The sequence below is a fragment of the Dokdonella soli genome, assembly GCF_039523175.1.
GTDB lineage: Bacteria > Pseudomonadota > Gammaproteobacteria > Xanthomonadales > Rhodanobacteraceae > Dokdonella_A > Dokdonella_A soli.
The window spans coordinates 83,606-110,219 of record NZ_BAAAEU010000015.1 but is presented as its reverse complement, the minus strand read 5'-3'; the positions used below and the strand labels follow the sequence as shown (position 1 = coordinate 110,219).

The window sequence follows — 26,614 nt, the reverse complement described above, 5'->3', positions numbered from 1 at the left end:
GGCGGTGGCGAAGTCGCGCGCTCATCGTCGCTGGATACGCGCAAGCGCATGGCGGCGCGAACGCCGAGTCTACCAGCTCACTTACCGGCGGATCAGGGACCGCACACTCCCATTGCACACACATTGCTGACGCAGTCCGAACTCGCAAAGCACATCTTTCCCGCGGTGCATTTCGAGCAGGTGGGTCCACCGCAATCGATATCGGTTTCCCCTCCGTTCTTGACGCCGTCAAAACACGTTGGGGCGGCGCAGGTTCCCGCAGTGCAGACGTGGCTCTGGCAATCGTTACCGACATTGCAACCTTTGCCGATGGCGCATGCCGCACAGGTGGGGCCGCCGCAATCGACGTCTGTTTCGTTTCCGTTCTTCACTCCATCGGAACAGCTTGCAGGCTGGCAAGTTCCCGCGCTGCAAACCCGGTTCTGGCAGTCGTTGCCGCTGGCGCAGATTTTCCCGTCCGCACACGGCTTGCAGTAATTGCCGCCGCAGTCGACATCCGTTTCGGTGAAGTTGACGCTGCCGTCGAAGCAGCTCGCGCATGGTCCCGCCGCGGGTTTCTCGTAACCATCGGCGAACAGATCGCAGATCGGCGTTGCGGTGTTGGCTACGGCGGTGTCGGGCGTGGTGGCCTCCCAGAGCAGACCGCGCGCAGCGCACGGCTCGGCGAGAAGGGCAGCCACGAAAATCAACGCGGTCGCAATCGGCAGACGCATGACATACCCCCGTAGGCAATCGCATTTCGTTATCCGGAATCGCGATGCGGATCCGGACTGACTCAGCGGCAGCTCGTGCACCATACATCGGGCGATGCGTCGCCGATAGCACAAGACCGGTTCAATCCGATCAGATCCGGATCACCCGACACCTGCGATGGGCACGCCAAGCGGTGGCAGGCTGGCCAAATCCCAGCGCGGCCGCACCAGGATTGCCGGCGTCTCATGCTCGCCGGCCTGCAGACGCAGCGCGCCGGCCAGCGCGATCATCGCGCCGTTGTCGGTGCAGAACTCCAGGCGCGGGAAGTGCGCACGGAAGCCCTCGCGCGCGCCGGCTTCGGCAAGCTGCGCGCGCAGGCGCCGGTTAGCGCCGACGCCGCCGGCGACGACCAGCGTGCGCGCGCCGGTCGCGGCCAGCGCGCGCCGGCACTTGATCGTCAGCGTATCGACGATCGCCTCCTCGAACGCGCGTGCGATGTCGGCCTTGGTCTGGTTGGACCTGTCGCTGGCCTGCCAGGCCAGCAGTACCTGCGTCTTCAGGCCCGAGAAGCTGAAATCGAGGCCGGGCCGGTCGGTCATCGGCCGCGCGAAGCGGAACGTGCCAGGGCGCCCCTGTTCGGCCAGCTTCGCCAGTGCCGGGCCGCCCGGATACGGCAGGTCCATCAGCTTGGCCGTCTTGTCGAACGCCTCGCCGGCGGCATCGTCGAGGGTGTCGCCGAGCAGCGTGTAGCGGCCGATCGCGGCGACCTCGATCAGCATCGAGTGACCGCCCGAGACCAGCAGCGCGACGAACGGCGGTTCCGGGGGGTCGGGCTCCAGCAGCGGCGCGAGCAGATGGCCTTCCATGTGATGCACGCCGATCGCCGGCAGTTCCAGCGCCCAGGCCAGCGAGCGCACGGCGGTCGCGCCGACCAGCAAGGCGCCAACCAGGCCCGGGCCGGCCGTATAGGCGACCCCACCGAGGTCGGCGACACGCAGTCCGGCCTGCGCCAGGGTCTCGCGGACCAGCGGCAGCAGCTTGCGCACGTGATCGCGCGAGGCCAGTTCCGGTACCACGCCGCCGTAGTCGGCGTGCATGCGGATCTGGCTGTACAGCGTGTGCGCCAGCAGGCCGCCGGCCGCGTCGCCGCGCGCCGGATCGAAGATGGCCACGCCGGTCTCGTCGCACGAGGTCTCGACCCCAAGCACCGGTCCGGTTGATGCCTGCTTTGCAAATGACGGATTCATCGCGATAGAATACACGGCTCGCCCGACAGCCCCGGGTGATTTTGCATTGGAGAGTTTATGCCCAGCGTCAAAGTTCGCGAAAACGAACCGTTCGAGTTTGCCCTGCGTCGCTTCAAGCGCACCTGTGAAAAGGCCGGCGTGCTGGCCGAAGTGCGCAAGCGCGAGTTCTACGAAAAGCCGACCCAGGAGCGCAAGCGCAAGCGCGCCGCCGCGGTCAAGCGTCACCTGCGCCGCGTTTCGCGCGATGTGACGAAGCGTCAAAGACTGTATTGATCGGCTGCGGACCTTCGGGTCCGCGCTGGATGACGGGCTGTTCATCGGCCGGCAGCGCGCAAGCGCTGCCGGCTTTTTGCGTTTGATCGGACCAATGCCGGGAAAGAAGCCGTGTCAGCCATTCCCGCCGCGCCAAGTCCTGCATGTCCGACCCGGTTTCGACGAAGCGAACGCTCGCGCTCGCTTCGTGCGAAGCATCGTGCAACACCTTGCCTTGCTGCAGGTCGATTCTATCCAGTCATTGAACGCCAGCGAGGTCAGTTCTTCGCTGCTTCCTTGACCGCCGGGGCTTTCATCGCCGCGGCCTCGACGACCGCCGCCTCATCCGCCGCTCTTTTGGCATCGACGGCTGCCGCCGCCGCGTTGGCTTTCAGGTGCTGCACATACGCTTTCGCTTCGTCCGCCTGGCAGGTCACGTGAACCTGGATCTCGTCGCTGACCTGGGGCACGTAGTTGCCGAGGCCAAATTCGGAACGCCTGAGCGTCGTCGTGGCCTCGAAGCCGATCGACGGCACGTTGTTCCTCGGGTTGACGCCGATCTTGTTGAGGGTGACATCGAGCACGACCGGCTTCGTTACGCCGTGCACGCTGAAGTCGCCGGTGACCTTGAGCTGGCCCGATGCACCGCCTTTCTCGACCTTGGTGCTCTTGAACGTCGCGGTCGGAAACTTGGGGACATCGAAAAAGTTGGCCGAACGGAAGTCGTCGTCGAGGTCGGGCAGGCCGCTGCTCATGCTGGTCAATGGAATCGCAACCGTCACGGATGACTTGGTCGGATCGGCCGGGTCGAATTCGAGGGTGCCTTCCACCTGGGTGAACTGCGCAGTCGGATTCGAGAAGCCCAGATGGCTCCAGCGGATCACCCCCTGGGTATGGTGCACTTCAAACGCGTAGGTGGTGGCATGGAGCGGGGCGGACGCGAGAGCGAAGGCGGCGGCAAAAGCGAAGCGGCAAAACATGGCATGACTCCTGTGGGGATGGCGCGGTCACAGTGCCCGAGCAGGGCCAGGAAAGTCCTGAAGCCGCTCTGAAACCCTCTGAAACGCGCCGAATACTTCTGAAAAGTGCACCGGGCCGAAGGCCGGGAGGCTCGGCCGGCGAGGCGCGGTCGTCGCTGGTTGCGCATATCGCTACAATCGATGCCCGCTATTCACCCTGAAAGACACCGTCGCCGTCAGCCACGTATGGACGAGCCCCTCGCAACACCGCTGCGCATCGGCGACTGGTGCGTGAATCCGATGTCGAGCGAGATATCTCGAGCCGGAGAGATCGTTCGGGTGGAGGTCCGCACCATGCGGCTGCTCCTGCATCTCGCTGCGCGCGCTGGCGAAGTCGTCAGCATCGACGAGTTGCTGACCCGGGTCTGGTCGGGCGTGATCGTCACGCCGGATTCGGTCTATCAGGCCGTGACTTCGCTGCGGCGTTCGCTCGGAGACGACCCTAGGCAGCCTGCTTATATCGCGACGGTGCCGCGGCTCGGGTATCGCATGGTGGCAGCGGTCAGCCGCTGGGACGACCGGGCTCCCATGCAAGCGCGGATTTCGCCGTCGTTGACCGGCACGAGGCGAGACGTGCCGGATATCAGTCTGCCGACGCTTGGCTCAAGCGGGAGATCGAGCGCCGTGATCGGCGCCGTCGCCGCGCTGATCCTGTTGCTGGTTGCGGGTTATTGGGTCTACGGCAATTTCGCGACGGGCCGATACGCCCACGCGGACGCCAGCGTGTCGGTTTCCCCCCAATCCATTGGCGTGCTGCCTTTTCTCGATCTGACCACGCAGGAGATGAACGAGGAATACTTCGCCGACGGCATGACCGAGGAACTCATCGATCACATGAGCAGGATCCTGGGGGTTCGGGTTCCGGGCCCCACATCGTCGTTCTACTACAAGGGCAAGCAGCTGCCGGTTGCCGACATCGCACGGAATCTCGGTGTCGCCTACCTGCTGGATGGAAGCGTGCGCAAATCCGCCGCCACGTTTCGCGTCGCGACCCGGCTGATCCGGGCACGTGACGGCTACGTCGTCTGGTCGGAAACCTACGATCGGCCTCTTGGGGACATCTTGACGATCCAGAAAGACATCGCGGCGCAGATGACGACGTCCCTGCGCGCGTCCATCGATGGCCTCTCTTCCGAGGCTTTGCCAAATACTGCCCGCTGAGCACTCGCTACCGGGCCTCAGGAGTTATTGATGTCACTCAAAGAACGACTCACCGAAGACATGAAGGCTGCGATGAAGGGCGGCGACAAGGACCGCCTCGGCGTGATCCGCCTGGTCAACGCCGCGATCAAGCAGCGTGAAGTCGACGAACGCATCATGCTCGACGACACGCAGGTGCTCAGCGTGATCGAGAAGATGCTCAAACAGCGCCGCGACTCGATCACGCAGTTCCGCGCCGCCGGTCGCGAGGATCTCGCGACCAAGGAGGAGTTCGAGGTCGGCGTGATCCAGGCCTATATGCCCGCGCAGCTCTCGGCGGCCGAGATCGAGGCGATCGTCGTGAAGGCTATCGCGGACGCCGGCGCGAGCAGCGCGAAGGACATGGGCAAGGTCGTCGGCCTGATCAAGCCGCAGGTCGCCGGACGCGCCGACATGGGCCAGGTGTCCGCGCTGGTCAAGCAGAAGCTCGGCGGCTGAGCGTGACCGCCCCCGGCATGCGCCTGCGCGCGGCAACGCGCGCGGACGCCGCATTGATCCTCGCATTGATCCGTGAACTGGCCGCGTACGAACACCTCTCACACGAAGTCGTCGCTGATGAAGCCATGCTTGCGGAACAATTGTTCGGCGAGCACCCGATCGCCGAGGTCGTGATCGCCGACGTCGACGGCGAGCCGGCCGGATTCGCGCTGTACTTCCACAACTTTTCCACCTTCGCCGGACGGCGCGGCCTCTACCTCGAGGACCTGTACGTGCGCCCGGCGTTTCGCGGCAATGGCGTCGGGCGGCGCCTGATGGCCTATCTCGCGAAACTTGCCGTGGAGCGCGGCTGCGGCCGCTTCGAGTGGTGGGTGCTGGACTGGAACAAGCCGGCGATCGACTTCTACCGCAGCCTCGGCGCGGTCGGCATGGACGACTGGACCGTGCAACGCGTCAGCGGTTCCGCGCTCGCTGCGCTTGCGGCGCAATGCACGGACACGGCGGGCTGAGCCGGCCGGTATCCTAGCGCTCCATGGCCGGCCGCATCCCCGAAAAATTCATCGACGACCTCCTGGCGCGCATCGACATCGTCGACGTGATCCAGGAGCGTGTGCCGTTGAAGAAGGCCGGGCGCGACTGGTCCGCGCGCTGCCCGTTCCACGACGAACGCTCACCGTCGTTCACGGTCAGTCCGGCCAAGCAGTTCTACCACTGCTTCGGTTGCGGTGCGCACGGCAGCGCGATCGGTTTCCTGATGAACTACGACCGCCTGGAATTTCCGGACGCGGTTGAGGAACTCGCGAACCGCGCCGGCCTCAAGGTGCCCTACGAAGGCGGCCGCGAGGCGCCGCGCGAGGATGCGAGCGACCTCTACAACCTGCTCGATGCGGCCGCGAAGTTCTATCGGCGCCAGCTGGGCGAGAACGAAACCGCTCGCGCGTATTTCGCAAACCGCGGCCTCGACGAGGCGATCCTCGCGCGCTTCAATCTTGGCTACGCGCCGGATGCCTGGGATGCGTTGAAGAACGCGCTCGGCACCAGCGCGCCGCGCATCGCGCTGCTCGAGAAGGCCGGCATGCTGACCAGCGGTGAGCGCGGCAGCAAGTACGACCGCTTCCGCGATCGCGTGATGTTTCCGATCCTCGACCGCCGCGGCCGCACGATCGCGTTTGGCGGGAGGATATTGACCAAACCGGCGGCAAAGTCGGCTCCTGCTCCCGTTGAAAAGTCCGGCGAAGGATCGCCGGTTCTTGATCCTCGCGTGCAGGACGCGCGGAAGGACAAATCCGACGGACCGAAATACCTCAACTCGCCGGAAACGCCGCTGTTCCACAAGGGCCGCGAACTGTTCGGTCTGTGGCAGGTGCGCGAGGCGCACGCGAAGATTCCGCGCCTGATCGTCGTCGAAGGCTACATGGACGTGATCAGCCTGCATCAATTCGGCGTCAACCAGGCGGTCGCCACGCTCGGCACGGCGACCACGCGCGATCACGCGGAAATTCTGTTTCGCCAATGTGCGGACGTTTACTTTTGCTTCGACGGCGATCGCGCCGGCCGCCAGGCCGGGTGGCGCGCGGTCGAATCCGTGTTGCCGCGCATGCGTGACGGTCGCCAGGCGTTGTTCCTGTTCCTGCCCGAGGGCGAGGATCCGGATTCGCTGATCCGCAAGGAAGGTCTCGATGGCTTCGAGCAGCGCCTGAAGGACGCGACGCCGCTCAGCGAATTCTTCTTCTCGGAACTCGGCAAGGACGTGAACCTCACGAGTCTCGACGGCAAGGCGCGCCTCGCCGAACGCGCGCGCCCGCTCCTCGCGCAGATTCCCGACGGCGCATTCCGCGACCTGATGCTGGCCGAGCTCGACAAGTTGACCGGCGTGCGCATACAGGTCGCCGCTTCGCCGGCCGAGCCCCAACAACCGCGCGCACGTCCGCAGCAACGCTCGCTGGTGCGCGCCGCGATCACGCTGCTAGTGCAGCGTCCCACGCTGGCATCCGCCATCGAACCGCCCTGGATGTTCGCAGAACTGCGTCAGCCGGGCATACCGCTGCTGATCGAGCTGATCGGCCTGTGCCGCGCTCGCCCGGACATCCTGACCGGAGCGCTGCTCGAGCATTTCGCCGAACGCGAGGAAGCGAAGGCGCTGCAGAAACTTGCCGTACTGGACTTTCCGGGCGGCGAGGACGAAGCACGCGCCGAGTTCCTCGACGCGATTCGACAACTCGATCGCCAGACCGAATCGCAGCGCCGCCTGGACCTGCAGCAGCGCCTGAAGGATCTCGAAGCGAAGGGTGCGACGGGGCTCACCGAGGAAGAGCGCAACGAGCTGCGCCAGCTGCTCGCCGTGAAGGGAACGCGGCCGCGATAACCACCGCCTAGGCCCCACCGCCGCCGTCGACCGATCAGGTCCTGATCCGACTTGCAGGCCATTCCGCTGTCCTGACGCTCAGGTGCGGACCAGCAATCTCTCCGCCCCCTCTTTGCTTCGCCCCCGCAGGCCCATGGCGGGCAGCCGGGGCAACAAAACGATCACCAAACGCGTTGCTTACGGTGACGGTTCGATGACGTCTTCGGCTCGGCGTTGCGTCATCGCGCGGTGATCCATTCCGAATGGGGAAAAGACATCGACGTGCCAAAGATTGCCGCTGCGTCCGTGTTCGTGTGTCGGCCTTTGCATGGTCGTAGCAGCGAGAGAGTTCACGCGGTCGTAATCAGGGGACGGCGGTCACTCAGCGTACCGAATGGCGGCGGCCTTGTGCGTTCGAGGCGGGGGCTTCACGCACGCAAGAGCGCCGACCATTTCGTTCCTCCATTCCATCGCGGATTTTCTACATCGAGAGGACTTCAGCGTTATGACATGCAAGATTCGACCATTGGCCCTGCACATCGGCCTCGCCCTGTCGATGGCGGCCAGCACCGCCACGCACGCCGTCGTCACGCCCAGCAACGACGTATCGCCCCTGAACGCCGACGCATCGCAACAGGATGCCGACGGGCGGCTGCGCTATATCGTGCTGCTGGAGCAACCGCCGGCCGCGCTCTACGACGGCAGCGATTCCCATTTCGCAGCCATTCCTCGCGTTATGCATAGAGAGAGTGCCGGCACCGGGGAGAGTGCCGGCACCGCCACCCGACAGCGCATCGATTTCAGCGGCGCTCAGGCCGAGGCCTATGTGGGGTATCTCGCGGCCGAACAGACCACCCTGCTGAACGCGATGGGTCAGCGCATCGCACGCCGGCTCACCCCGGTGTTCGCGCTGCAGCACGCACTCAATGCGCTGGTGCTCGATCTCACGCCGGAGGAAGCCGAAGCGATCCGTTCCCTGCCCAAGGTCGCTTCCGTCGCGCCGGATCAGACCCGCCAGCTCACCACCGAATACAGCACGGCGCTGATCGGCGCGCAGGGGATCGGACCCACGGTCCCGGCCGATGCGGTGTTCATCGACGGCTTCGATGGTTCGTCGACGCCGCGGTCCGTCCTGGGCGAGGGCACCGTTCTCGGTGTTCTCGATACCGGGATCAACCCCGCCAACGCTTCGTTCGCCGCCGTGGACGAATCCGGTTATCGCCACGTCAATCCGCTCGGGGCAGGCACCTACCGAGGCCTGTGCGCGCCGGGCCAGTCCCTGGCCGGGCGCTGCAACGACAAGCTGATCGGCATCTACGATACGAGCAGGACGCCGGTCGGCCTCGACGACCACGGCCACGGTTCGCACACCGCGAGCACGGCCGCCGGCAACAACCGCAAGGCCAAGTACTTCGGCTGGGACACGCATGTCACCGGTGTGGCGCCCCATGCCAACATCATCGCGTACAAAGTCTGCGTCGGTGGCGGCTGCGATGAATCCGCCATCGTTGCCGCGACCGACCAGGCGGTCCGCGACGGCGTGGTCGACAGTATCAACTTCTCCATCAGCGGCGGATTCACGCCCTGGAGCGACGCGACGTCCCAGGGCTTTCTGTCGGCGACCAATGCGGGCATCTTCGTCGCCGCCGCGGCCGGCAACACGAACGCGTATGCGAAAGAGGCCCTCGAAGGAACCGCCAATCATCTGGAGCCCTGGGTGACGACCGTCGCCGCGACGACGAGCGATCACGGCGTGGCCGGCATTTCGCTGCAAGCCACAGGCGGCGCCACCCCATTGCCGGGATTCGCGGTGCATATCGCCAGTGGAGTGGCCGATCCGGTGCCGGCGTCGGTGCCGCAGCTACCGTTGGCGATCAGCCCCAGCTATGGCACGGTCGGGGACGGCTGCACGGCGTTCGCCGCCCAGCTTTTCCAGGGCAAGGCGGCCCTCTTGAAAACGAGTTCCGGCACGGGTAGCTGCTATGCCTCGACCATGATCGACAATGCACACAACGCCGGCGCCGGCGTGGTCCTGATCGAGTCGGCAAATGCCACATCCTTCGGGAGCATCAGTGCCACCGGCAATGTGCTGGCGTTCGATCTGAAAGGCAACGACGGCGCAGCGCTGAAGCAGTACGGCGACGCGAATCCGGGCGCGCTCGTCCAGGTCAGCGCCGCATCGGGACGCAGCACAACCGAGCCCGATCACATGGCGTGGTTCAGCTTGCGCGGACCGGCGCCCTACGGCTTCGGCAAGCCGGATCTCGCCATGCCGGGCGTGGATATCCTCGCTGCCTACAGGGACGGCAGCGGCACCAATCCCGACGCCATTACGTTCATGAGCGGCACCTCGATGGCGACGCCGCATGCCGCGGGCGCGGGCCTGCTGCTGCGGGCGAAGCATCCGGACTGGACGCCGCTGGAAATCAAGTCCGCATTGATGATGACCGCCAAGGAGGGAGTGCTTGAATCCACCTCGAGCACTCCGGCCAATACCAATGCGCGGGGATCGGGGCGAGTGCAAGTGCCTGCCGCGGCGAGCGCCGGGCTCGTGCTCAATGAAACCGGCGCCCATTTCACAGCCGCGAACCCCTATCCGCTGCAGTCCTCGGTCGCGGCCGGCGATCCATCGACACTGAACCTCGCGCAGATCGCCATCCCGAACTGCGTCACCGTCGACCGGGTCGCGCGGACCAGTACGAAGAGCTGCAGCGTCAGCCGTGACTTCCGCAGCACGCAGAGCCACCCGGTGACCTGGACGCCGAGCGTGGCGGGCTCCGTCAACGGCGGCGTGCAATTCAATCCGGCCCAGCTGACGGTCGCCGGCGGCGCCAGCCAGCGCCTCACCGTCACCTTCGACAGCACGGCCTGGACCGGCCCGCAGAACGCAACGCTGGTACTGACACCCGATGATGCGAGCTTGTCGAAATTGCATCTGCCGATCACGGTCGACCTGCCCGTGCAGGACATCAGCGCCACACCGAGACAGCTCACGGTCGCTGCGGTGAACAACCAGGTCACCCGTGCAAGCCTGAAGATCGCCAACAGCGGCGGTGCCGATCTGGTCGTGAACAACACCAGCCTGGCCGATGGGAGCACCTACGCAGCGAGCCTGATCGACCAGAAACCATATCTCGGCTTCGGGCTGCAAGCGATGTACAGGGCGCCCTATGGCTATTTCTCCACTCCGATCCCCTTGCAGAGTTTTGTCGTCGACGCACCGGAACCGCTGGCGAAGATCGAAACCTATCTGGTGCGCGCCAAAGGGCTCTACTCAGCCTTGTTGGGCACACCCCAGAAGGTCAATTACTGGATCGTGCCGGACGTCAGCGGTCAACCCGCCAACCCGCTGCAAACACCGGCGAACGCGCTGTGGGCCAACGAGATCACCGAAGGATCGTCGGGATTGAGCATCGCCGGCAACAACGTGTTCGCGACCGACACGCTGGATTTCACCGCCAGCGGGGCGATCGCCGGTCCGACCTTGGCGCCGGGCAAGTATTGGCTCGGTATGGGGCGTGAGGGCGGTGGGCTGTATTCAATGTTCGGCCTCAGTGACAACACCTTGTGGCGGCCGACGCCGACCGGCAACGGGACCACGCCCTACACCATGACCAACAGGGCGGTGAGCGCAGAAAGCGGAACCGCCGGAGTCGCGCTGCGCATCGACCAGAAGGTGACGTGCAACGCGACACCCGCCTGGCTCAGCGTCGATCCCGCGTTCGCGTCGGTCACGGTCTCGGGGGGTCTTGTCGGCAGCTATGCCAAGTCCGTCGACGTGCTGGTGGATCCCTCGCAGTTCCCTGCCGGGGCGACCAGCGCAACAGGCTCGCTGTGCCTGCGCAGCAATGATCCCAACAATCCGGTCTACCGCGTGGTTGTGCACGCGACCCGGAGCTGACGTGTAGTTCCTGCCGGATCGGACCTCGTGGTCCGATCCGGCTTGAACTCCGAGCATCGATTTCACCGCTCGTCATGCCTGTCCGCAAGGGCTGTACGAGCCGTCCATTTCGCCGAAGCGTCGGCTCAGGGGCTTGCATGCAAGGTCAACCCTGCGCCGATACCGATGGCTCCCGAATCTCCAGCACCGTCACGTCCTTACGGAGCGGCCCCTTCGAAGGCGGCGACTTCTCATGCTGAGGCGACACCACCCCAAGAGCGCCCGGGGCGGTGCTGGAGACCTGTTCGACAGGCTGCCGAACGACACGGTACGAAGCCGATGCAGGCGCTGAAACGGCAGCGCACGCAGGCGACGGCAAGCTTCGAGGGTCAGACCGGCGGCAGCGGGCTCGGCCAGCTCGGCGCTTTTCTTTCGCCGAGCAGTGCGTTCATGCGCTTGCGTGCTTCGCGCGCTGCATCACCCTCGCCAAGCGCATCGTAGAAGCGGGCCTGCAGCAGCTGAGCGCTCGGGCTCTGCTCACCGAAGCGCGCCGAAACACCGACGATACTCTTGGCCTGCAGCACGCGACCCCGATCGATCAAGGTGTTGCCGTACGACACGGCGATGTCCACGATCGCGCTCGGCACGGCCGCCGTCTCGGCGATGTCGAAAGCCTGCGCGTAGAAGCGTAGCGACGTTTCCACGTCGCCGCGCACACCTGCCTGCTCGGCCTCGGCCAGCGTGGCATAGGCGCGCCCACCCGAGCCTGCATCGGTATCGCTCCACTGCACCAGCTGAGCGACCTGCTCGTCGACCTGTGCCGTTTGTCCGCTCGCCCGCAACGCGCCTATCAGATACAACCATGCCAAGGCACGCTCTCGCGCCACGAATGGCCGGCCGAATCGGGCAATGGCGCGACGCGCGTGCTCCTGGACGGCGGCATCGTCACCCCGCTCGGAGGCCAGCATCGCGCGCAGAAGATTGAGCTGCGTGTCGTCCTCGGCATCCTCGCCGCGAACCTGTTCGGCGTCGACGTGTTCGATCAGGTCGCTTGCCGCCTTGATTTGCCCCAGGCCCAGCAGAGCTCTCACACGGGCGCGCTCCAGCCCGTTGCGCGATCCGATCATGGCGACACGGAAACGCTCCGGCCATACCTCGTCGATCGCGGCGAGCGCTTCCCTCGGCTTCAATTGATCGAGATTCGCCTCGGCAAGATAGGCCTGGGCATTGATCACGTTGTCATAGGCGCCGAACTGGCGAAATCGCGGGACGGCATTCCGGAGCAGCTCGGAGGCCTCGATATAGTGCCCTTCCAATGCCGCCACCACGCCCTGGTTCGCCTCGACGCGCGCCAGCACGAAGCGGTCGCTCGCCAGCGTGGCGTCGACACGCGCCGCCGCCAGGTCGGCACGCGCCCCGTCGAGGTCCATTTCCCCCGACCGCACGATCGCACGCCGCAGGCGGACGTGCGCCAGCCCGGACCAGTCGCCGGCTTTCTCGTGCAACGCGATCGCAACGTCGTACAGATGCTCGAACTCGGCGTGGTTGCCCTTGGCCAGTTCCACCAAAGCCACGCCGATGGTTGCAAGGGCTTCGAGACCCGGGCGGTCGTCCGCCAGGCGCATGTTCAGTACACGTCGATAGCGGGCTTCGGCTTCGACGAGATTGCCGGATTCGCGCTCCGCGTCGGCGAGTGCGATCTGCACGCGTGGCGCTTCGCGCTGCTCGGGCGGAGCGGCTTCGATGATCTGCCGGACCTTGGCGTGGCCTTCATTTTCGTGGGCCGCGTAAATGCGCCCGGTCAGTTCCTCGATCGCCAGGTCCTGGCTATCCGGGTGGCGAGCAGTGACCGGCTTGCCTCTGATCAGCAGAATCCTGTCTGCTGCGCGCCTGCCGGCGTCGATGACGTTGTCGGAGACCGCTTCGAGTTTGCGTGTGGGTTTATCCGTCGAATCGAGGTTGACGGTCACGACCCATCCGGCTGCCGTCTTGCGCACGTAGACGTGCACCAGGTTGTCCGCACCCAAGGTCTCGCGCACTGCTGCGTCGGGAAGGGCCGGATCCTTGGCCGCCAGCATCAAGACATTCTTCGTCGGCACGACGGCCACACCGCCCTGGCGCAGCTGCGATGCAACGATCTCCATGAGGCCGATTTCCATCCAGGCCCAATCCTTGTCGAGCAGCTGCACGTCGACGGGCAGCACGGCGAAGGTATCCGCCGTATCCGGCGCCGTGGCCTTGGCGGGCAGACCATCGCCGCAGGTCGTGCAGGTCTGATGCCCCGTCAGCCACAACGCGGCCACGATGACGAGCACGAGCGCCGCGACGACGACCACAGGAGCAAACCGAGCGCGGCGCCGATTGCGTGCCTTCGCCGATGTCGCCGTTGCCGCGGGTGCAGATACCGGCTGCACGGCCGACTCGCGCTCGGGAACTGCGGCATCCCGCTCTGTCGCGTCCTGCTGCGGCGGCGCGCGCTCATCGGTTGCCGCTTCCTCGTGCACCGCGGCGACCCAGCGATAGCCGAAACGAGGCAGCGTCAGGATGACATCGCTGTCGCCGCTTGCATCAAGGATGCGACGAGCGCGCAGTATGGTCTGTGCGACCTGGCTGTCGCCGGCTGAGACGCGCCCCCAGACGGCAGCGACCAGCTCGTCCTTGCCGACGGCCCTCTCACGATTCTCGATCAGATAGACGATGCACTCGAACACCTTCGGCGGAATGCGGACCGCTGTCCCCGAGCGGCGCAGCTCACGCAGTGCAGGATCGATGCAGAACTCGCCGAATCGATAGGTCGGCCGCTTCATGTGCGTGCGCACGCCGGCCGGTTCATTCATGTTACTGGGCGGCTACCGAAGAGACACGCGAGCAAATACACCCCCGCACACCTGTGCAACCGATCTCAAACTGAAATCCAGTCCCCTGCTGAAGCACGACGGCATCCATCTTTAGCAGTAAAGATGGCTAATCATAGCAGAGCCGAAGTCTTCAGCCTGCCAGGACTGCTCTCCACAGGCGGAATGCGCTGCTCGCGATCCACCCATCCGAATCCTTCCTCCCAGACGAGGGCGATGCGGAGGCGGCCGCGTCAGAGTCCGGCCGCTGCGATCGCCGAGGGTGACTCCCAGGTCAAAACAACGTTGACTTCCGGGCCCGTTCAGCTACGGATTCGCTTTGCGCCCGATTCCCGTGTACAGTGCGCGTACTGTGTTTGCAGGGTCACTGTGAATCGTGACCTGATGCGGTCGATCTTCCGATTTGCTCCATCGCCTCACCTCGCTTTCTCCTTGCCAACCTCAGTCTCGGCCCGGGATGTCCTCGCGGCCGCGAATTTCTTGTTTTCGAGTTGCAGGAGTCAAAGTCATGGCAAATCGCCAGAACGGTACCGTCAAGTGGTTCAACGATGCGAAGGGTTTCGGTTTCATCACGCCGGAGAGCGGCCCCGACCTTTTCGTGCACTTCCGCTCCATCCAGGGCGCGGGTTTCAAGAGCCTGGCCGAAGGCCAGCGCGTGAGCTTCATCGCCGTGCAGGGCCAGAAGGGCATGCAGGCCGACGAAGTGCAGCTGGCGTAAGCCACGTCGCGCAACAGCGTCAAACGAACCCCGGGCGGCAACGCCCGGGGTTTTTTTGTTGATCGTTTCTGCCATCGTCCCTGATGGTGAAGACAGACCGGCCTTGCTGGCCGGATTTCTCATGAACAGTCCGGCGCACCATGGCGCCGACGGAGAACGCGATGGCCATCAAGCCCAACTACAAGTTCGACAAGCGCCAGCGCGATCTGGCCAAGAAGAAGCAGCAGGACGAGAAGCGCCTGAAGAAGCAGTCGAAGACCGAAGTGAAGGGCACCGGCGACGCCGGCCCGACCGCACCGGCGCAGACTTCCGGCGGCCCGGAGGCCGAAAACGCAGGTCCATGAAGTGCACTCCGCCGGTGATCGCCCGCGCGCGCCATGCGCGAACGCCCGGAACTGGATGTCTCGCCCATGGCGGTTGTTGGCCGGATTCTCAACCTGGGGCGAGCCCTTGAAGCCAGGGCGAACAACTCGTTGAAGGGAACGGGCCTGAACTACACCGACCTCGACGTTCTGGCGACGCTGCGACGCACGGGCTCGCCCCACGAGCTTGCTCCAACGGCCTTGAGGCGGTCGGTTCTGATTACGTCCGGCGCGATGACCGCCTGCCTCAATCGCCTTGAGAAGGCTGGTTTGATCTCGCGCAGGCCGGAGGACAACGATCGTCGTTCGCTCATGGCGGCGCTCACGCCGAAGGGACGCGCACTGATCGACAAGGCCATCGGCATCCGGTTCGCGGAGGCGCACGAAGTGGTCTCCGGACTAAGCCGGGCCGAGCAGGCCCAGCTTGCGGAACTGCTGAAGAATCTCGGCGCTTCCTTGAAATGACGGGCTCGCGCTGTCGCGGCCAAGGCTTGTACGGGTAGCGCGACTTAACGCAAGTCGCGGATCAGCACCTGTGCCGCGTTATGCCCCGGCGCGCCGGTCACGCCGCCGCCCGGGTGAGTGCCGGCGCCGCACAGGTACAGGCCCGGCAGCGCGCCGCGGTAGTCGGCCTGACCGAGCATCGGACGCGCGCTGAAGAGCTGGTTGAGCGAAAGCGCGCCGTGGAAGATGTCGCCGCCGAGCAAACCGAAATCGCGTTCGAGGTCGAGCGGGCTCTTGATCTGGCGGCCGAGCACCGAGGCCTTGAACCCCGGCGCCCAGCGGTCGACGGTCGCGATCATCAGGTCGGCGACCTCGTCACGATGGTCATCCCACGACCGTCCCTGCGGCAAAGTCGGCGCGACGTGCTGGCAGAACAGGCTGGCGACGTGCTGCCCCTTCGGCGCGAGCGAATCGTCGAGCGTCGACGGAATCAGCATCTCGACGATCGGCTCGCGCGACCAGCCGTGCGCACGCGCATCCGCGTACGCGCGATCCATGTAGTCGAGGCTCGGCGCGATGATGATGCCGGCGGTCAGGTGATCACCCGGTTCGGGCAACGCGCTGAACCGCGGCAATTCGCTCAGCGCGACATTCATGCGGAACGTGCCGGAACCGCAGCGCCAGTTCGCCATGCGTTCGCGCGTCGGCGCCGGCACCACGGCCGGATCGAGCAGGCGCTCGTAGAGCAATTTCGGATTCACGTTCGCGACAACGCTGCGCGCGCGCAGCACCTCGCCCTTCTCGGTGACGACGCCGACGGCGCGGCCCGGCTTTCCATGGGAATGTTCGACAATGATCTCGCGCACGCCGCAACCGGTGCGGATCTCGACGCCAGCTGCCGCCGCCGACTTCGCCATCGCCTGCGTGATCGCGCCCATGCCGCCGAGCGCATGGCCCCAGGCGCCCTTCACACCGTTCACTTCGCCGAACACGTGGTGCAGCAGGACATACGCGCTGCCCGGCGTGTATGGGCTTGCGTAATTGCCGACCACGCCGTCGAAGCCGAACACCGCCTTGATCGGTTCGCTCTCGAAGAAGCGGTCGAGATATTCCGCGGCGGAAATCGCGAACAGATCGAGCAGGTCCGTGCGTAGCGTCGCGTCCAGTGATTTCACGCGCTTGCCGAGCCGGCCCGCGCGCAGCAGTTCCGGCAAGGCCTTCAGCCAGCCGCCATCGGTCAGGTTCGGCGGTGGCTCCAGCGCGAGCGCACGCAGCACGTCGGCGATCGCGTCGAGGCGACGCTCATACTCAGGCAGGCGCTCCGCGTCGCGGCGCGAGAACTTCGCGACCTCGGCCTGCGTGCGCCCCGCGCCGATCGCAAGGTATCGGTGGTCCGGCAGCGGCAGGAAGTTGTTGAGCCGGCGCTGCACGATCTTCAGGCCGTGTGCGGCCAGATCGAGATCGCGGATCACTTTCGGCTGCAGCAGCGATACCGTGTACGCCGCGACCGAGTTGCGGAATCCCGGATGGAATTCCTCGGTCACCGCCGCGCCGCCGACCACGTCGCGGCGTTCGAGCACGGTGACTTTCAATCCGGCCTTCGCGAGGTAAGCCGCACAGACGAGGCCGTTGTGGCCGCCGCCGATCAGGATCGCGTCGCGCATGTCTTGGCTCATCCGGCGATTATCGCGGGACACCCGACACCGCGCCATCGCTCACGGAGCGCGATAACCTTCGCGCACGGCCCCTCCGCCGATGCGCTCCAAGTCGACGGGATGGCGCAGGTCGAACTCAGGCAATCGCCGTGCGGCGGGTCGCGAACGCGACCACGACGCCGAGCACGCACAGCGCGGCAACATAGTGCGCCGGTGCAAGCGGCTGCACCTTCATGAGCACGGTCACGAACAACGGCGTGAGGCCGCCAAAGATCGCATAGGCCACGTTGTACGCGAATGAGATGCCGGAGAAGCGCACCGGCGGCGGAAATGCGCGCACGAGCAGCACCGGGATCACGCCGACCACACCGACACAGAAACCGGCGACCGCGTACAGCGCGAACAACGCATCGGGCATGCGCGCGAGACCGAGGTACAACGCATACGTGGCCAGCAACAGCGCGACGCAGCCGATCTTCAGCGCGCGCAGCGCACCGATGCGGTCGGCGAGCACGCCGAATACGACGCAACCGATCGAAAGGAACAGCGTCGCGACGCTGTTCGCCGCGAGCGCACGCGCCGGCGCAATCGCAAACAGCTTTTGGATCAGGGTCGGCGTCATCAGGATCACGACCACGATCGCCGCGGTCAGCAACCACGTCAGCAACATCGAGAAGACAACCGCACGGCCGTATCCGGCCAGCACGACTTTCAACGGCAGACCGCGCACGAGTTCGTGCCGACGGCGCATTTCCTCGAACACCGGCGTCTCACTGAGCAGGCGGCGCAGGAACACCGCGAGAAAGCCGAACACGCCGCCGACCAGGAACGGGATGCGCCAGCCGAACGCGAGCACCTCGTCCGCGCTGAAATGCGTATTGATCGCGGTCGCGATCAGCGAGCCGAGCAGGATGCCGGCGGTCAGGCCCGCGGTCAGCGTGCCGCAGGCGAAACCGACCCGCCGATCCGGCACATGTTCGGCGACGAAGGTCCAGGCGCCCGGCACCTCACCGCCGACCGCCGCGCCCTGCAGGATGCGCAGGCCGAGCAACGCGAGCGGCGCCGCGTAGCCGATGCTCGCCCAGGTCGGCAGCAGGCCGATCAGCAGGGTCGGGATCGCCATCATGAACACGCTCAGCGTGAACATGCGCTTGCGTCCGCTGCGGTCGCCGAAGTGCGCCATCAGGATGCCGCCCAGCGGACGTGCCAGATAACCGGCCGCGAACAACCCGAACGCCTGCAGCTGGCGCAGCCAGTCCGGTGTGTCGGGCGGGAAGAACAGCTGCCCGATCGCGTTGGTGAAGAACACGAAGATGATGAAGTCGTAGAACTCGAGCGCGCCGCCGAGCGCGGAAAGCGCGAGCGTGCGCAGGTCGCTGCGAACCAGGGAGGTGCGGGGAATCGCTGCTGCGTTCATGGAGCGCGGGAATGTCGATGCGGATCGCGCAGATATACCATCCGCGCGCGCCGCCGCCTACGGTGCTTGCCGCTGCTCGGAAGCGGCGGCGATATTGCACGCCTTGCGCTCGACACCCACAGGTTCTCCCGTATGTCGCACAGCCTGCGCGTCCTCTTGATGCTGCTCGCAACCCTCGCCGTGCTGCCATCGGCGCAGGCGGACGAACATGCGCCGTTCGCGCAGCCACGTGCCGGCCTCTACACCGGCGGTCAACCGGATGCGCAGCAACTCGAGGCGCTCGCCACGGAAGGCTTGCGCACCGTGATCGACCTGCGCAAGCCGGACGAGACGCGTGGTTATGACGAAGTCGCGCTCGCCGCGCGGCTCGGCCTGCACTATGTCGCCCCGCCGATCGCCGACGCGGCGGCGCTGACGCCGGCGAATGCCGCTGCGCTCAAGCGCGCACTCGCTGCCGGCGAAGGACCGGTGCTGCTGCACTGCGCGTCCGGCAACCGCGTCGGCGCGCTGCTCGCGCTGATGGCGGCGGATCAGGAGGGCATGCCGCCGCAGGCGGCGCTCGACCTCGGCAAACGCGCCGGGCTGAAGTCGCTGGAGCCGGTCGTGCGCAAGCAGCTCGGGCTGGAGGCCGCGGCGATGCCCGCGCCGGAGCGGGCGCACTGACGTTCGCGCGCCACGGCGACATGGACGATACGCAATCGCGCCTGCCCGCCGACGCGGGCGCGGGCGCTAAAGCTGCGCGGCGAGATCCTTGCCGATCGCCTCGGGCGTATCGGTGGGCGCGTAGCGCTTGATGACGTCGCCACTCTTCGCGACGAGGAACTTGGTGAAGTTCCACTTGATCGCCTCGCTGCCGAGCAATCCCTTGGCCTCGTGCTTGAGGTACTTGTACAGCGGATGCGTGTTCGCGCCGTTGACCTCGATCTTCGCGAACAGCGGGAACTTCACGTCGTAGTTCAGCGAGCAGAAGTTCTTGATCTCGGCTTCGTCGCCCGGCTCCTGATGCCCGAACTGGTCGCAGGGAAACCCGAGCACGACCAAGCCCTGCCCTTGGTATTTTTCGTAGAGCGCCTCGAGACCGGTGTACTGCGGCGTGAATCCGCATTTCGAGGCGACGTTGACGATCAGCATCGTTTTGCCGCGGTAGGCATCGAGCTTCTGGTCCGCACCGTCGATGGTCTTCGCACTGAAGTCATAGACACTGGCCATATCCGCCTCCGGGGTTGTGGGGCGTCTACGGTAATGCGGGTCACCGGCGCAGGGAAGCGGATCGTGACTTTTCGGCCGTGCCGTCGCACCCTGTTGCGCTAACCTCCCGGACCAACCCCGATTTCGGAGAGTCTCCGTGCGCTCGATTCCGCTCGCCGCCGCCGTCTGCTTCCTCGCGCCATTCTTTGCGGTTGCCTCCGAGGTGCAGCGCATCGAAGCCGACAATCGCATCAGCGAGAACATTCCGGAGGCTCCGGCAGCACTGACCGACTCACTGCAGCGCTACGCGAACACGCGTGGCGCCGCGCTCGGCGGCTGGATCGCGGACGGCTCGGGCCTGCTGATCACCACGCGCTTTGCGAATACCGCGCAGGTACATCGCGTGAAGATGCCCGGCGGCGCGCGCGAACAGTTGACCTTCTACGACGAACCGATCGCGGGCCTCGCCGCGAATCCGAAGCGCAACGGCTTCGTGTTCGGCAAGGATGTCGGCGGCTCGGAGTTCTGGCAGCTGTACTGGTTCGATCTCGCCACGCGCGAAACGAAATTGCTGACTGACGGCAAGTCGCGCAATGAGAACCCGCTGTGGTCGCACGATGGCACCAAGCTCGCCTACAGCAGCACCGAACGCAACGGCAAGGATACCGACATCTGGGTGCTCGATCCCGCCAGCGGCGCGAAGAAGGCGGTCGTGACGCTCGGCGGCAGCTGGGACGCGAATGATTTTTCGCCGGATGGCAGCCAGTTGCTTGTCGCGCAGTACGTGTCGATCAACGAAACGCATCCGGCGGTGGTCGATCTCGCCAGCGGCAAGGTTCGCCGACTCGACGACGGCAAGCGCAAGATCGCGTTCGGTGACTTCCGCTTCGCGCACGACGGCAAGGGCGCGTACTACGTCTCCGACGAGAGTGGCGAGTTCCGCGAGCTGCGCTACCACGATTTCGCGAGCGACCGCATCACCCGCCTCAGCGCGCGGATTCCATGGGACATCGAGGAGTTCGCGCTATCCGATGACGGCACGCGCCTGGCCTTCGTGGCCAACGAGGACGGCTTCGGCACACTGCATCTGCTGGACACCGCGACGCGTGGGGAAATCGCGCTGCCTGTGCTGCCGAAAGGCGTGCTGTCCGGCGTCGCGTTCAGTCCGGACGGACGGCGTCTCGCGTTCGCAGTGAATTGGGCGACCTCGCCGAGCGATGTGTACTCGATCGATCTCGCCGCCGGCGAGTCCGGCCAGCCGGCGCTTGCGCGCTGGACCGAGAGCGAGGTCGGCGGCCTCGATGCCTCGAGGTTCGCCGCACCGGAACTCGTTCGCTTTCCGACCTTCGACAAGGTCAACGGCAAGCCGCGCACGATCCCGGCGTTCTACTACAAGCCCGCCGGCGCCGGTCCGCATCCGGTCGTGATCCAGATCCATGGCGGCCCGGAATCGCAGGCACGCCCGGTGTTCAGTGCCGAGACCCAGTATCTGGTCGACCGGCTCGGCATCGCGGTGCTGGTGCCGAACGTGCGCGGCTCGGCCGGCTACGGCAAGAGCTATCTGCTGCTCGACAACGGCTTCAAGCGTGAGGATTCGGTCAAGGACATCGGCGCCCTGCTCGACTGGATCGGCACGCGGCCTGAACTCGATGCGAAGCGCGTCGCGGTCTACGGCGGTTCCTACGGCGGCTACATGGTGCTGGCCGCGATGACGCGCTACAAAGCGCGTCTGCGTGCCGGCATCGACATCGTCGGCATCTCGAACTTCGTGACCTTCCTGACCCACACCGAGAGCTACCGCCGCGACCTGCGCCGCGCCGAATACGGCGACGAGCGCGAGCCGAAAATGCGTGCGTTCCTCGAGAAGATCTCGCCGACCACGAACGCGAAGAGCATCTCGATCCCGCTGTTCGTCGCCGCGGGCGCGAACGATCCGCGCGTACCGGCATCGGAAGGCCAGCAGATCGCGAACACCGTGCGCGGCAACGGCGGCGATGTCTGGTTTCTCGAGTTCAGGGACGAGGGCCACGGCTTCCGCAAGAAGCCGAACGTCGACTATTTCCGCGCCGCGACGATGCGGTTCTGGCAGAAGTACCTGCTTGGCGAATCGTAGGCCGGCAGTCGCGCGCCTAACCGACCTTTTGCAGGACCAGGCCACCCGGCTCGAATGCGGCCGGCAGCAGGTAGTGGTCGACCAGCAGGAACGCGAACAGCGCCATCAGGTAGATGATCGAGTAGTTGAACACGCGCATCGCGAAGAACTCGTCGGGCGGATTCAACAGGCGGATCGCGTAATACAGGAATGCGCCGCCGAGCACGAGCGCACCGCCGAGATAGAACAGGCCGCTCATGCCGGTCAGCCAGGGCAGTACGGTGATCACCAACAGCAGCACCGTGTAGAACAGCACGTGCCAGCGCGTGTATTCCACGCCATGCGTGACCGGCAGCATCGGCACCTGCGCACGCGAGTAGTCGTCGCGGCGGAAGATCGCCAGCGCCCAGAAGTGTGGCGGCGTCCAGATGAAGATGATCAGGAACAGCAGCAGCGCGTACGGATGCACATGACCGGTCACCGCGGCCCAGCCGAGCACCGGCGGTGCGGCACCGGCGGCGCCGCCGATCACGATGTTCTGCGGCGTCGCGCGCTTCAGATACGCGGTGTAGACCACCGCGTAGCCGATCAGCGAGGCGAACGTCAGCGCCGCGGTCAGCGGGTTGACCAGCGCGATCAGGATCGCCATCGACAAGGTGCCGAGGATCAGCGCGAACGCGAGCACCTGGGTCGGCGTCAGCGCGCCGGTCGCGAGCGGCCGCTGCGACGTGCGCGCCATCATCTTGTCGATGCGCTGGTCGATCAGGTGGTTCAATGCGGCAGCCGAAGCCGCGGCGAGCCAGATGCCGACGCAACCGGCCACGGCTTGGCGCAACGGCGGCAGGCCCGGCACCGCGAGGAACATGCCGATGACCGCGGTGAACACGATCAGCGCGACCACGCGCGGTTTCGTGAGCTCGAAATACTGGCTGGCCAGGGAACGTTCTTTCACGGCGTCACACTATCCGAGCCGTCATTCCGGCGATAGCCGGAAGCGCTTCGCCGGAATGACGAAATGTCCGGTTGATCGTCGCCGTGCGGCGGCTGCGTGCGCACCAGCAGCGCGATCAACGACAGCAGCAGCAGCGCGGCGACGCCGTTGTGAGCGGTCGCGAGCGGCAGCGGCAGCAACAGCTTGACGTTGGCGATGCCGAGCGCGACCTGCGTGCAGACCAGCACGCCCGCCAGCACGCCGGGCATGCGCAGGCCGCGGCGCCACGCGAGCACGGCGGTCGCGAGGATGTGGCCGAACACGACGACCGCGCCGATCCGGTGCGTGATCTGGATCGCCGCACGCGCGGCCGCGTCGAGCACGCCGCCTTCGTAGTTCACCCCGATGCCGCGCCACAGCACGAACGCCTCACGGAAGTCGGTCATCGGCCACCACGAACCGGCGCACTTCGGGAAATCCACGCCGCAGGCGAGCGCCGCATAGTTCGCGCTGGTCCAACCGCCGAGCGCGATCTGGATCGCCAGCAGCACGAGCGCGACGATGACCATCGGTTGCAGGCTCCGCTGGTCTGCGGTCGGCACGCGTGTATCCGTCAGACGCAGCGCGACATAGCCGAGCAGGGAGAACGTCAGCAGACCACCGAGCAGATGGCCCATGACGACCACCGGCTTCAGCAGCAGCGTGACCGTCCACATGCCGAGCATGGCCTGGAAGATCACGACCGCGAACGCGACGACCGCGATGCGCCACGGCCCGCCGCGATCGAGCCGCAGCGCCGCGAACAGCGGCAGCGCGATCGCGACCAGGGAGAGCGCGGCCGACGCCGCGTAGGCGCCCTTGATGTAGAGAAACACGCCGAACGCCGCGGCGACCGCGGCGGTGAGCAGCATCGCCGGCAGCCGACGGCGCCGCCCTACCGCGACCAGCGCGAGCGCGAACACCAGCACGCCGAGCGTGCCGGCGATCATCCGATGCACCTGTTCGCGCCACGCCTTGTGCGTCTCGAACGGGCGCTCCGGAAATGCCTCGTTCGCGCGCGCGATGTCCTGCTCATGGCCGGGCCAGGTCGCCTTGCCGTAGCAAGTCGGCCAGTCCGGACAGGACAGTCCCGCGTTCGAAAGGCGCACGAACGCGCCGAACACGATCACCAGGAACGCGAATACGGTCGCGAACACGGCGAGGCGTGCTGGAGTGAGGCGTATGGGGTTCATCCCTTCACCAGCTTGGCGAGATCCTTGCGCAGCTTGTTGGCGTCGTAACCGACCGCATAGCGCAGCACGAGGAAGCCGTGCGGATCGGCGAACGCGACCGCGACCTGGTCGGCCGCGGTCGGACGCAGGCCGGCGAGCTTCGCATCGGCATCGCGCGCGACCTCGACCGGGCTCAACGCCGCCAGCGTCGCCGCCGGCAGGCTGTCGTCCAGCACGACCACGCGCACGCGATAGGCATTCTGGTTCAGCGTCAGCCGCGCGCGACGCAGCTCGTCGATGCGCGCGATGCATTGCTGCGCACAGCCGGGGCCGGTCAGCGCGAAAACGGTCCACGACCAGTCGGCATCTTTCCATTGCAGCGGCCTGCCATCGGCGAGCACGAAGCGCGCGGCGGTCAGGTCTTGCGGCGGTTCGATCATCTCGCCGTAGTTGCGCGTGCCGGCCGGACGCCAGCCGACCGCGTTCAACACGTACGCGGTGAGCAGCGGCGCGGCGAACAGCAGCATGATCAGGACCAGGCCGATGCGCTTGCGGGTGTCAGGGGTCATTTCCGGATTTCTTCCTTGCGCCAATGCCGTATCACGAAGATCGCCACCGCAACGGCGGCGAACATGAACCAGGTGAACGCGTAGCCGTAGTGGCGCTCGGGAGGGAACACCTCGGGGCGCCATTCGCGCACGAAGGCGCTGCCGGGCACGCCGTTGTCCCCGGGCACCAGCAGCAGCACGCGTGGGTCGAGACGGCGGCCGAGGTCGGCCGCAACCTCACCGAGGTCGATGTAGATGCTGGTCTTCGGCCAGGTCTTCTGGCGGGGCAACGCGTTGCCGCCGAGATGCAGGCCGGAACCGGGCGGTGGCGCATACAGCGCGGTCACGGTCTGCTCGCCCGATGGCGGCGGTGGAATCGGCGGCGGCTCGCCGCGCGCGTCGCGAGCGAGGAAGCCGCGGTTCGCGAGCAGCGGCGTGCTGCCGTCGGACGGTTCGAACACATCGAACACCATCACGCCGGGGCGGCCTTCGCGCACCTGGTTGTCGAGGACGTAGGCGTGGTCGGGGTCATAGCGGCCGCCGACGCGGACCCGCGGATAACGCGCCGGATCCGCTTCGCGGCGCGCCTGCTCGAGCGCGATCGGCTCTTGGGCAGCGGCGGCATCGAACGCGGCGAATAGCTGCAGCTTCTCGTGCGCGCGTCGGACTTGCCAGGTGCCGAGCCAGACGAACAGTGCGACACCGGCGAGCGTCAGTACGATCGCGAACGCGCCCGGGCGATGCCAGCGCCTAGCCACGGCGGCGCGGCGATATACTCGCCCGTGCCGCCGGCCGGCCGCACCCTTGGGGACGATTGCACATGCTCAGCACGGTCCTGATCCTGGTCTTCTTCGCAGCGATCATCTACAACCTCGGCGCCGGCCTCTACTTCATGATGACCGACAAGGGCGGCACCGACCGCACGCTGAAGGCGCTGACACGGCGCATCGCGCTGTCGGTGCTGCTGATCCTGCTGGTCATCATCGGCATCTGGACCGGGATCATCCGGCCGCATGGGATCGGCGGCTGACGCTGCAGGGAATCGGGAATGGTGAATCGGGAATAGTCCGAAGCCGCATCCGCAGCGCGCGCATACCCGACCCCATTCCAAGCCCGTGGAAAGCGTCGCCGCTTCCCGCTTTTACGATTCCCTACTCCCGATTCCCGGCTCTCAAAGCACGTACACGAACAGGAACAGGCCGAGCCAGACCACGTCGACGAAGTGCCAGTACCAGGCGACCGCTTCGAACGCGAAGTGGTGATCCTTGGTGAAGTGGCCCTTCGCGCAGCGCAGCCAGATGATCGTCAGCATGATCGCACCGAGCGTGACGTGCAGGCCGTGGAAGCCGGTCAGCATGAAGAACGTGCTGCCGTAGACGCCGCTGCCGAGGGTCAGATTCAGGTGCTCGTAGGCTTCGATGTACTCGTGCGCCTGGAACGTGAGGAAGGTTACGCCGAGCAGCACGGTCGCGGCGAGGAAGATCAGCAGCTGGGTGCGATGGCCGGCGCGCAGCGCATGGTGCGCGATCGTGACCGTGACGCCGGACGACAGCAGCAGCAGCGTGTTGAGCAGCGGGATGCCCCACGCCGACATCGTCGAGAACGCGCCACCGACGGCGCCGGGACCGTTGGTCGGCCACGCCGGCGAGAAATGCGGCCACAGGAAATAGTTGGTCAACGCGCCATGGCCTTCACCACCCAGCCACGGCACCGACAGCGCGCGCGCATAGAACAGCGCGCCGAAGAACGCGCCGAAGAACATGACCTCGGAGAAGATGAACCACAGCATCCCCATGCGGAACGAGGTGTCGACCTGCTTGTTGTAGGCGCCACTCAGGGATTCGCGGATGACCGTGCGGAACCAGCCGAACATCATGAACAGGAGCAGCGCGACGCCGATCGCCATGATCGGCTTGCCGATGGTGTCAGCCTCGTTCAGCCAGAGTCCGGCGCCGCCGACCGTGCCGATCAGGCCGAACGAACCGATGATCGGCCAGTGGCTGCCGTGGGGGACGTAGTAAGCACCTTGTGTTTGCGCCATGGCGGCTGATCTCTTTGGTCGTCATCGCAAAACCGGGCATCCTGCCCCGGTTTGCTTACACATGGTCGCGGCACAGCCG

General features: G+C 66.0%; 24 protein-coding genes and 1 pseudogene. 13 read left to right on the top strand and 12 right to left on the bottom strand.

The window, feature by feature from the left end; translation table 11 throughout:
* Window positions 1-123: 123 nt before the first annotated feature.
* Window positions 124-477: a hypothetical protein gene (locus ABD002_RS12575; protein WP_343791599.1), complete on the top strand. Its 354-nt coding sequence runs from the start codon at window positions 124-126 to the stop codon at window positions 475-477.
* A gap of 377 nt (window positions 478-854) precedes the next feature.
* On the opposite strand, the gene tsaD is transcribed toward ABD002_RS12575, so the two are convergent.
* Window positions 855-1,940, bottom strand: a complete 1,086-nt coding sequence (gene tsaD / locus ABD002_RS12570; protein WP_343791597.1) for a tRNA (adenosine(37)-N6)-threonylcarbamoyltransferase complex transferase subunit TsaD — start codon at window positions 1,938-1,940, stop codon at window positions 855-857.
* A gap of 57 nt (window positions 1,941-1,997) precedes the next feature.
* Here tsaD and rpsU point away from each other — a divergent pair, with 57 nt between their 5' ends.
* Window positions 1,998-2,213, top strand: coding sequence for a 30S ribosomal protein S21 (rpsU, locus tag ABD002_RS12565; RefSeq protein ID WP_131996031.1), 216 nt, complete (start codon window positions 1,998-2,000; stop codon window positions 2,211-2,213).
* Window positions 2,214-2,470: 257 nt separating this feature from the next.
* On the opposite strand, the gene ABD002_RS12560 is transcribed toward rpsU, so the two are convergent.
* Entirely contained in the window at window positions 2,471-3,172 is a 702-nt protein-coding gene (locus ABD002_RS12560; protein WP_343791595.1) for a YceI family protein, read from the bottom strand.
* Between the two features lie 225 nt (window positions 3,173-3,397).
* Here ABD002_RS12560 and ABD002_RS12555 point away from each other — a divergent pair, with 225 nt between their 5' ends.
* From ABD002_RS12555 to ABD002_RS12535, 5 genes are all read left to right on the top strand, one after another.
* Window positions 3,398-4,372, top strand: a complete 975-nt coding sequence (locus ABD002_RS12555; protein ID WP_343791593.1) for a winged helix-turn-helix domain-containing protein — start codon at window positions 3,398-3,400, stop codon at window positions 4,370-4,372.
* 30 nt (window positions 4,373-4,402) lie between these two features.
* Window positions 4,403-4,849 carry a GatB/YqeY domain-containing protein gene (locus ABD002_RS12550; RefSeq protein ID WP_343791591.1) on the top strand — a complete coding sequence of 149 codons (447 nt, stop codon included), beginning with the start codon at window positions 4,403-4,405 and terminating at the stop codon, window positions 4,847-4,849.
* 17 nt (window positions 4,850-4,866) lie between these two features.
* Complete coding sequence (locus ABD002_RS12545; protein ID WP_343791688.1) at window positions 4,867-5,358, top strand: GNAT family N-acetyltransferase; 492 nt, start codon at window positions 4,867-4,869, stop codon at window positions 5,356-5,358.
* A gap of 23 nt (window positions 5,359-5,381) precedes the next feature.
* Window positions 5,382-7,214 carry a DNA primase gene (locus ABD002_RS12540; RefSeq protein ID WP_343791589.1) on the top strand — a complete coding sequence of 611 codons (1,833 nt, stop codon included), beginning with the start codon at window positions 5,382-5,384 and terminating at the stop codon, window positions 7,212-7,214.
* Window positions 7,215-7,698: 484 nt separating this feature from the next.
* Window positions 7,699-11,094: a S8 family serine peptidase gene (locus ABD002_RS12535; RefSeq protein ID WP_343791587.1), complete on the top strand. Its 3,396-nt coding sequence runs from the start codon at window positions 7,699-7,701 to the stop codon at window positions 11,092-11,094.
* A gap of 368 nt (window positions 11,095-11,462) precedes the next feature.
* On the opposite strand, the gene ABD002_RS12530 is transcribed toward ABD002_RS12535, so the two are convergent.
* Entirely contained in the window at window positions 11,463-13,409 is a 1,947-nt protein-coding gene (locus tag ABD002_RS12530; RefSeq protein WP_343791585.1) for a hypothetical protein, read from the bottom strand.
* A gap of 192 nt (window positions 13,410-13,601) precedes the next feature.
* Window positions 13,602-13,880, bottom strand: a pseudogene (locus tag ABD002_RS19715) (winged helix-turn-helix domain-containing protein); the annotation flags it as partial.
* A 556-nt stretch (window positions 13,881-14,436) separates the two neighbouring features.
* On the opposite strand from ABD002_RS19715, the gene ABD002_RS12525 reads away from it, so the two are divergent.
* From ABD002_RS12525 to ABD002_RS12515, 3 genes are all read left to right on the top strand, one after another.
* Window positions 14,437-14,646: a cold-shock protein gene (locus ABD002_RS12525; protein WP_343791583.1), complete on the top strand. Its 210-nt coding sequence runs from the start codon at window positions 14,437-14,439 to the stop codon at window positions 14,644-14,646.
* Window positions 14,647-14,807: 161 nt separating this feature from the next.
* Entirely contained in the window at window positions 14,808-14,990 is a 183-nt protein-coding gene (locus ABD002_RS12520; RefSeq protein ID WP_343791581.1) for a hypothetical protein, read from the top strand.
* A gap of 33 nt (window positions 14,991-15,023) precedes the next feature.
* Window positions 15,024-15,473, top strand: coding sequence for a MarR family winged helix-turn-helix transcriptional regulator (locus ABD002_RS12515; RefSeq protein WP_343791579.1), 450 nt, complete (start codon window positions 15,024-15,026; stop codon window positions 15,471-15,473).
* A gap of 44 nt (window positions 15,474-15,517) precedes the next feature.
* On the opposite strand, the gene ABD002_RS12510 is transcribed toward ABD002_RS12515, so the two are convergent.
* Window positions 15,518-17,128 (bottom strand): phytoene desaturase family protein, encoded by a 1,611-nt coding sequence (locus tag ABD002_RS12510; protein WP_343791577.1) that lies wholly within the window; start codon window positions 17,126-17,128, stop codon window positions 15,518-15,520.
* A 115-nt stretch (window positions 17,129-17,243) separates the two neighbouring features.
* Window positions 17,244-18,524, bottom strand: a complete 1,281-nt coding sequence (locus ABD002_RS12505; protein WP_343791575.1) for an MFS transporter — start codon at window positions 18,522-18,524, stop codon at window positions 17,244-17,246.
* 132 nt (window positions 18,525-18,656) lie between these two features.
* On the opposite strand from ABD002_RS12505, the gene ABD002_RS12500 reads away from it, so the two are divergent.
* Window positions 18,657-19,187, top strand: coding sequence for a protein tyrosine phosphatase family protein (locus ABD002_RS12500; RefSeq protein WP_343791573.1), 531 nt, complete (start codon window positions 18,657-18,659; stop codon window positions 19,185-19,187).
* Window positions 19,188-19,253: 66 nt separating this feature from the next.
* Here ABD002_RS12500 and ABD002_RS12495 read toward each other — a convergent pair whose 3' ends face one another.
* Window positions 19,254-19,733, bottom strand: a complete 480-nt coding sequence (locus tag ABD002_RS12495) for a glutathione peroxidase (protein WP_343791571.1) — start codon at window positions 19,731-19,733, stop codon at window positions 19,254-19,256.
* Window positions 19,734-19,869: 136 nt separating this feature from the next.
* On the opposite strand from ABD002_RS12495, the gene ABD002_RS12490 reads away from it, so the two are divergent.
* Complete coding sequence (locus ABD002_RS12490; protein ID WP_343791569.1) at window positions 19,870-21,825, top strand: S9 family peptidase; 1,956 nt, start codon at window positions 19,870-19,872, stop codon at window positions 21,823-21,825.
* 16 nt (window positions 21,826-21,841) lie between these two features.
* Here the strand turns inward: ABD002_RS12490 and cyoE are convergent, their stop codons facing one another.
* From cyoE to ABD002_RS12470, 4 genes are read right to left on the bottom strand one after another with little or no spacing between them, the layout of a single operon-like run.
* Complete coding sequence (cyoE, locus tag ABD002_RS12485; RefSeq protein WP_343791567.1) at window positions 21,842-22,756, bottom strand: heme o synthase; 915 nt, start codon at window positions 22,754-22,756, stop codon at window positions 21,842-21,844.
* A complete protein-coding gene (locus ABD002_RS12480) occupies window positions 22,753-23,967 on the bottom strand; it encodes a COX15/CtaA family protein (RefSeq protein WP_343791565.1) in 1,215 nt (404 codons plus the stop codon). Before ABD002_RS12480 ends, cyoE begins: the two co-directional genes overlap by 4 nt.
* The gene (locus ABD002_RS12475) at window positions 23,964-24,515 is read right to left on the bottom strand and encodes a hypothetical protein (protein WP_343791563.1); all 552 of its coding nucleotides are present in this window, start codon (window positions 24,513-24,515) and stop codon (window positions 23,964-23,966) included. Before ABD002_RS12475 ends, ABD002_RS12480 begins: the two co-directional genes overlap by 4 nt.
* The gene (locus tag ABD002_RS12470; protein ID WP_343791561.1) at window positions 24,512-25,252 is read right to left on the bottom strand and encodes an SURF1 family protein; all 741 of its coding nucleotides are present in this window, start codon (window positions 25,250-25,252) and stop codon (window positions 24,512-24,514) included. Before ABD002_RS12470 ends, ABD002_RS12475 begins: the two co-directional genes overlap by 4 nt.
* 62 nt (window positions 25,253-25,314) lie before the next feature.
* Between ABD002_RS12470 and ABD002_RS12465 the strand changes: the two genes are divergently transcribed.
* Entirely contained in the window at window positions 25,315-25,524 is a 210-nt protein-coding gene (locus ABD002_RS12465; protein ID WP_343791559.1) for a twin transmembrane helix small protein, read from the top strand.
* A gap of 141 nt (window positions 25,525-25,665) precedes the next feature.
* Here ABD002_RS12465 and ABD002_RS12460 read toward each other — a convergent pair whose 3' ends face one another.
* Window positions 25,666-26,535 carry a cytochrome c oxidase subunit 3 gene (locus tag ABD002_RS12460; RefSeq protein WP_343791557.1) on the bottom strand — a complete coding sequence of 290 codons (870 nt, stop codon included), beginning with the start codon at window positions 26,533-26,535 and terminating at the stop codon, window positions 25,666-25,668.
* Window positions 26,536-26,614: the final 79 nt, after the last annotated feature.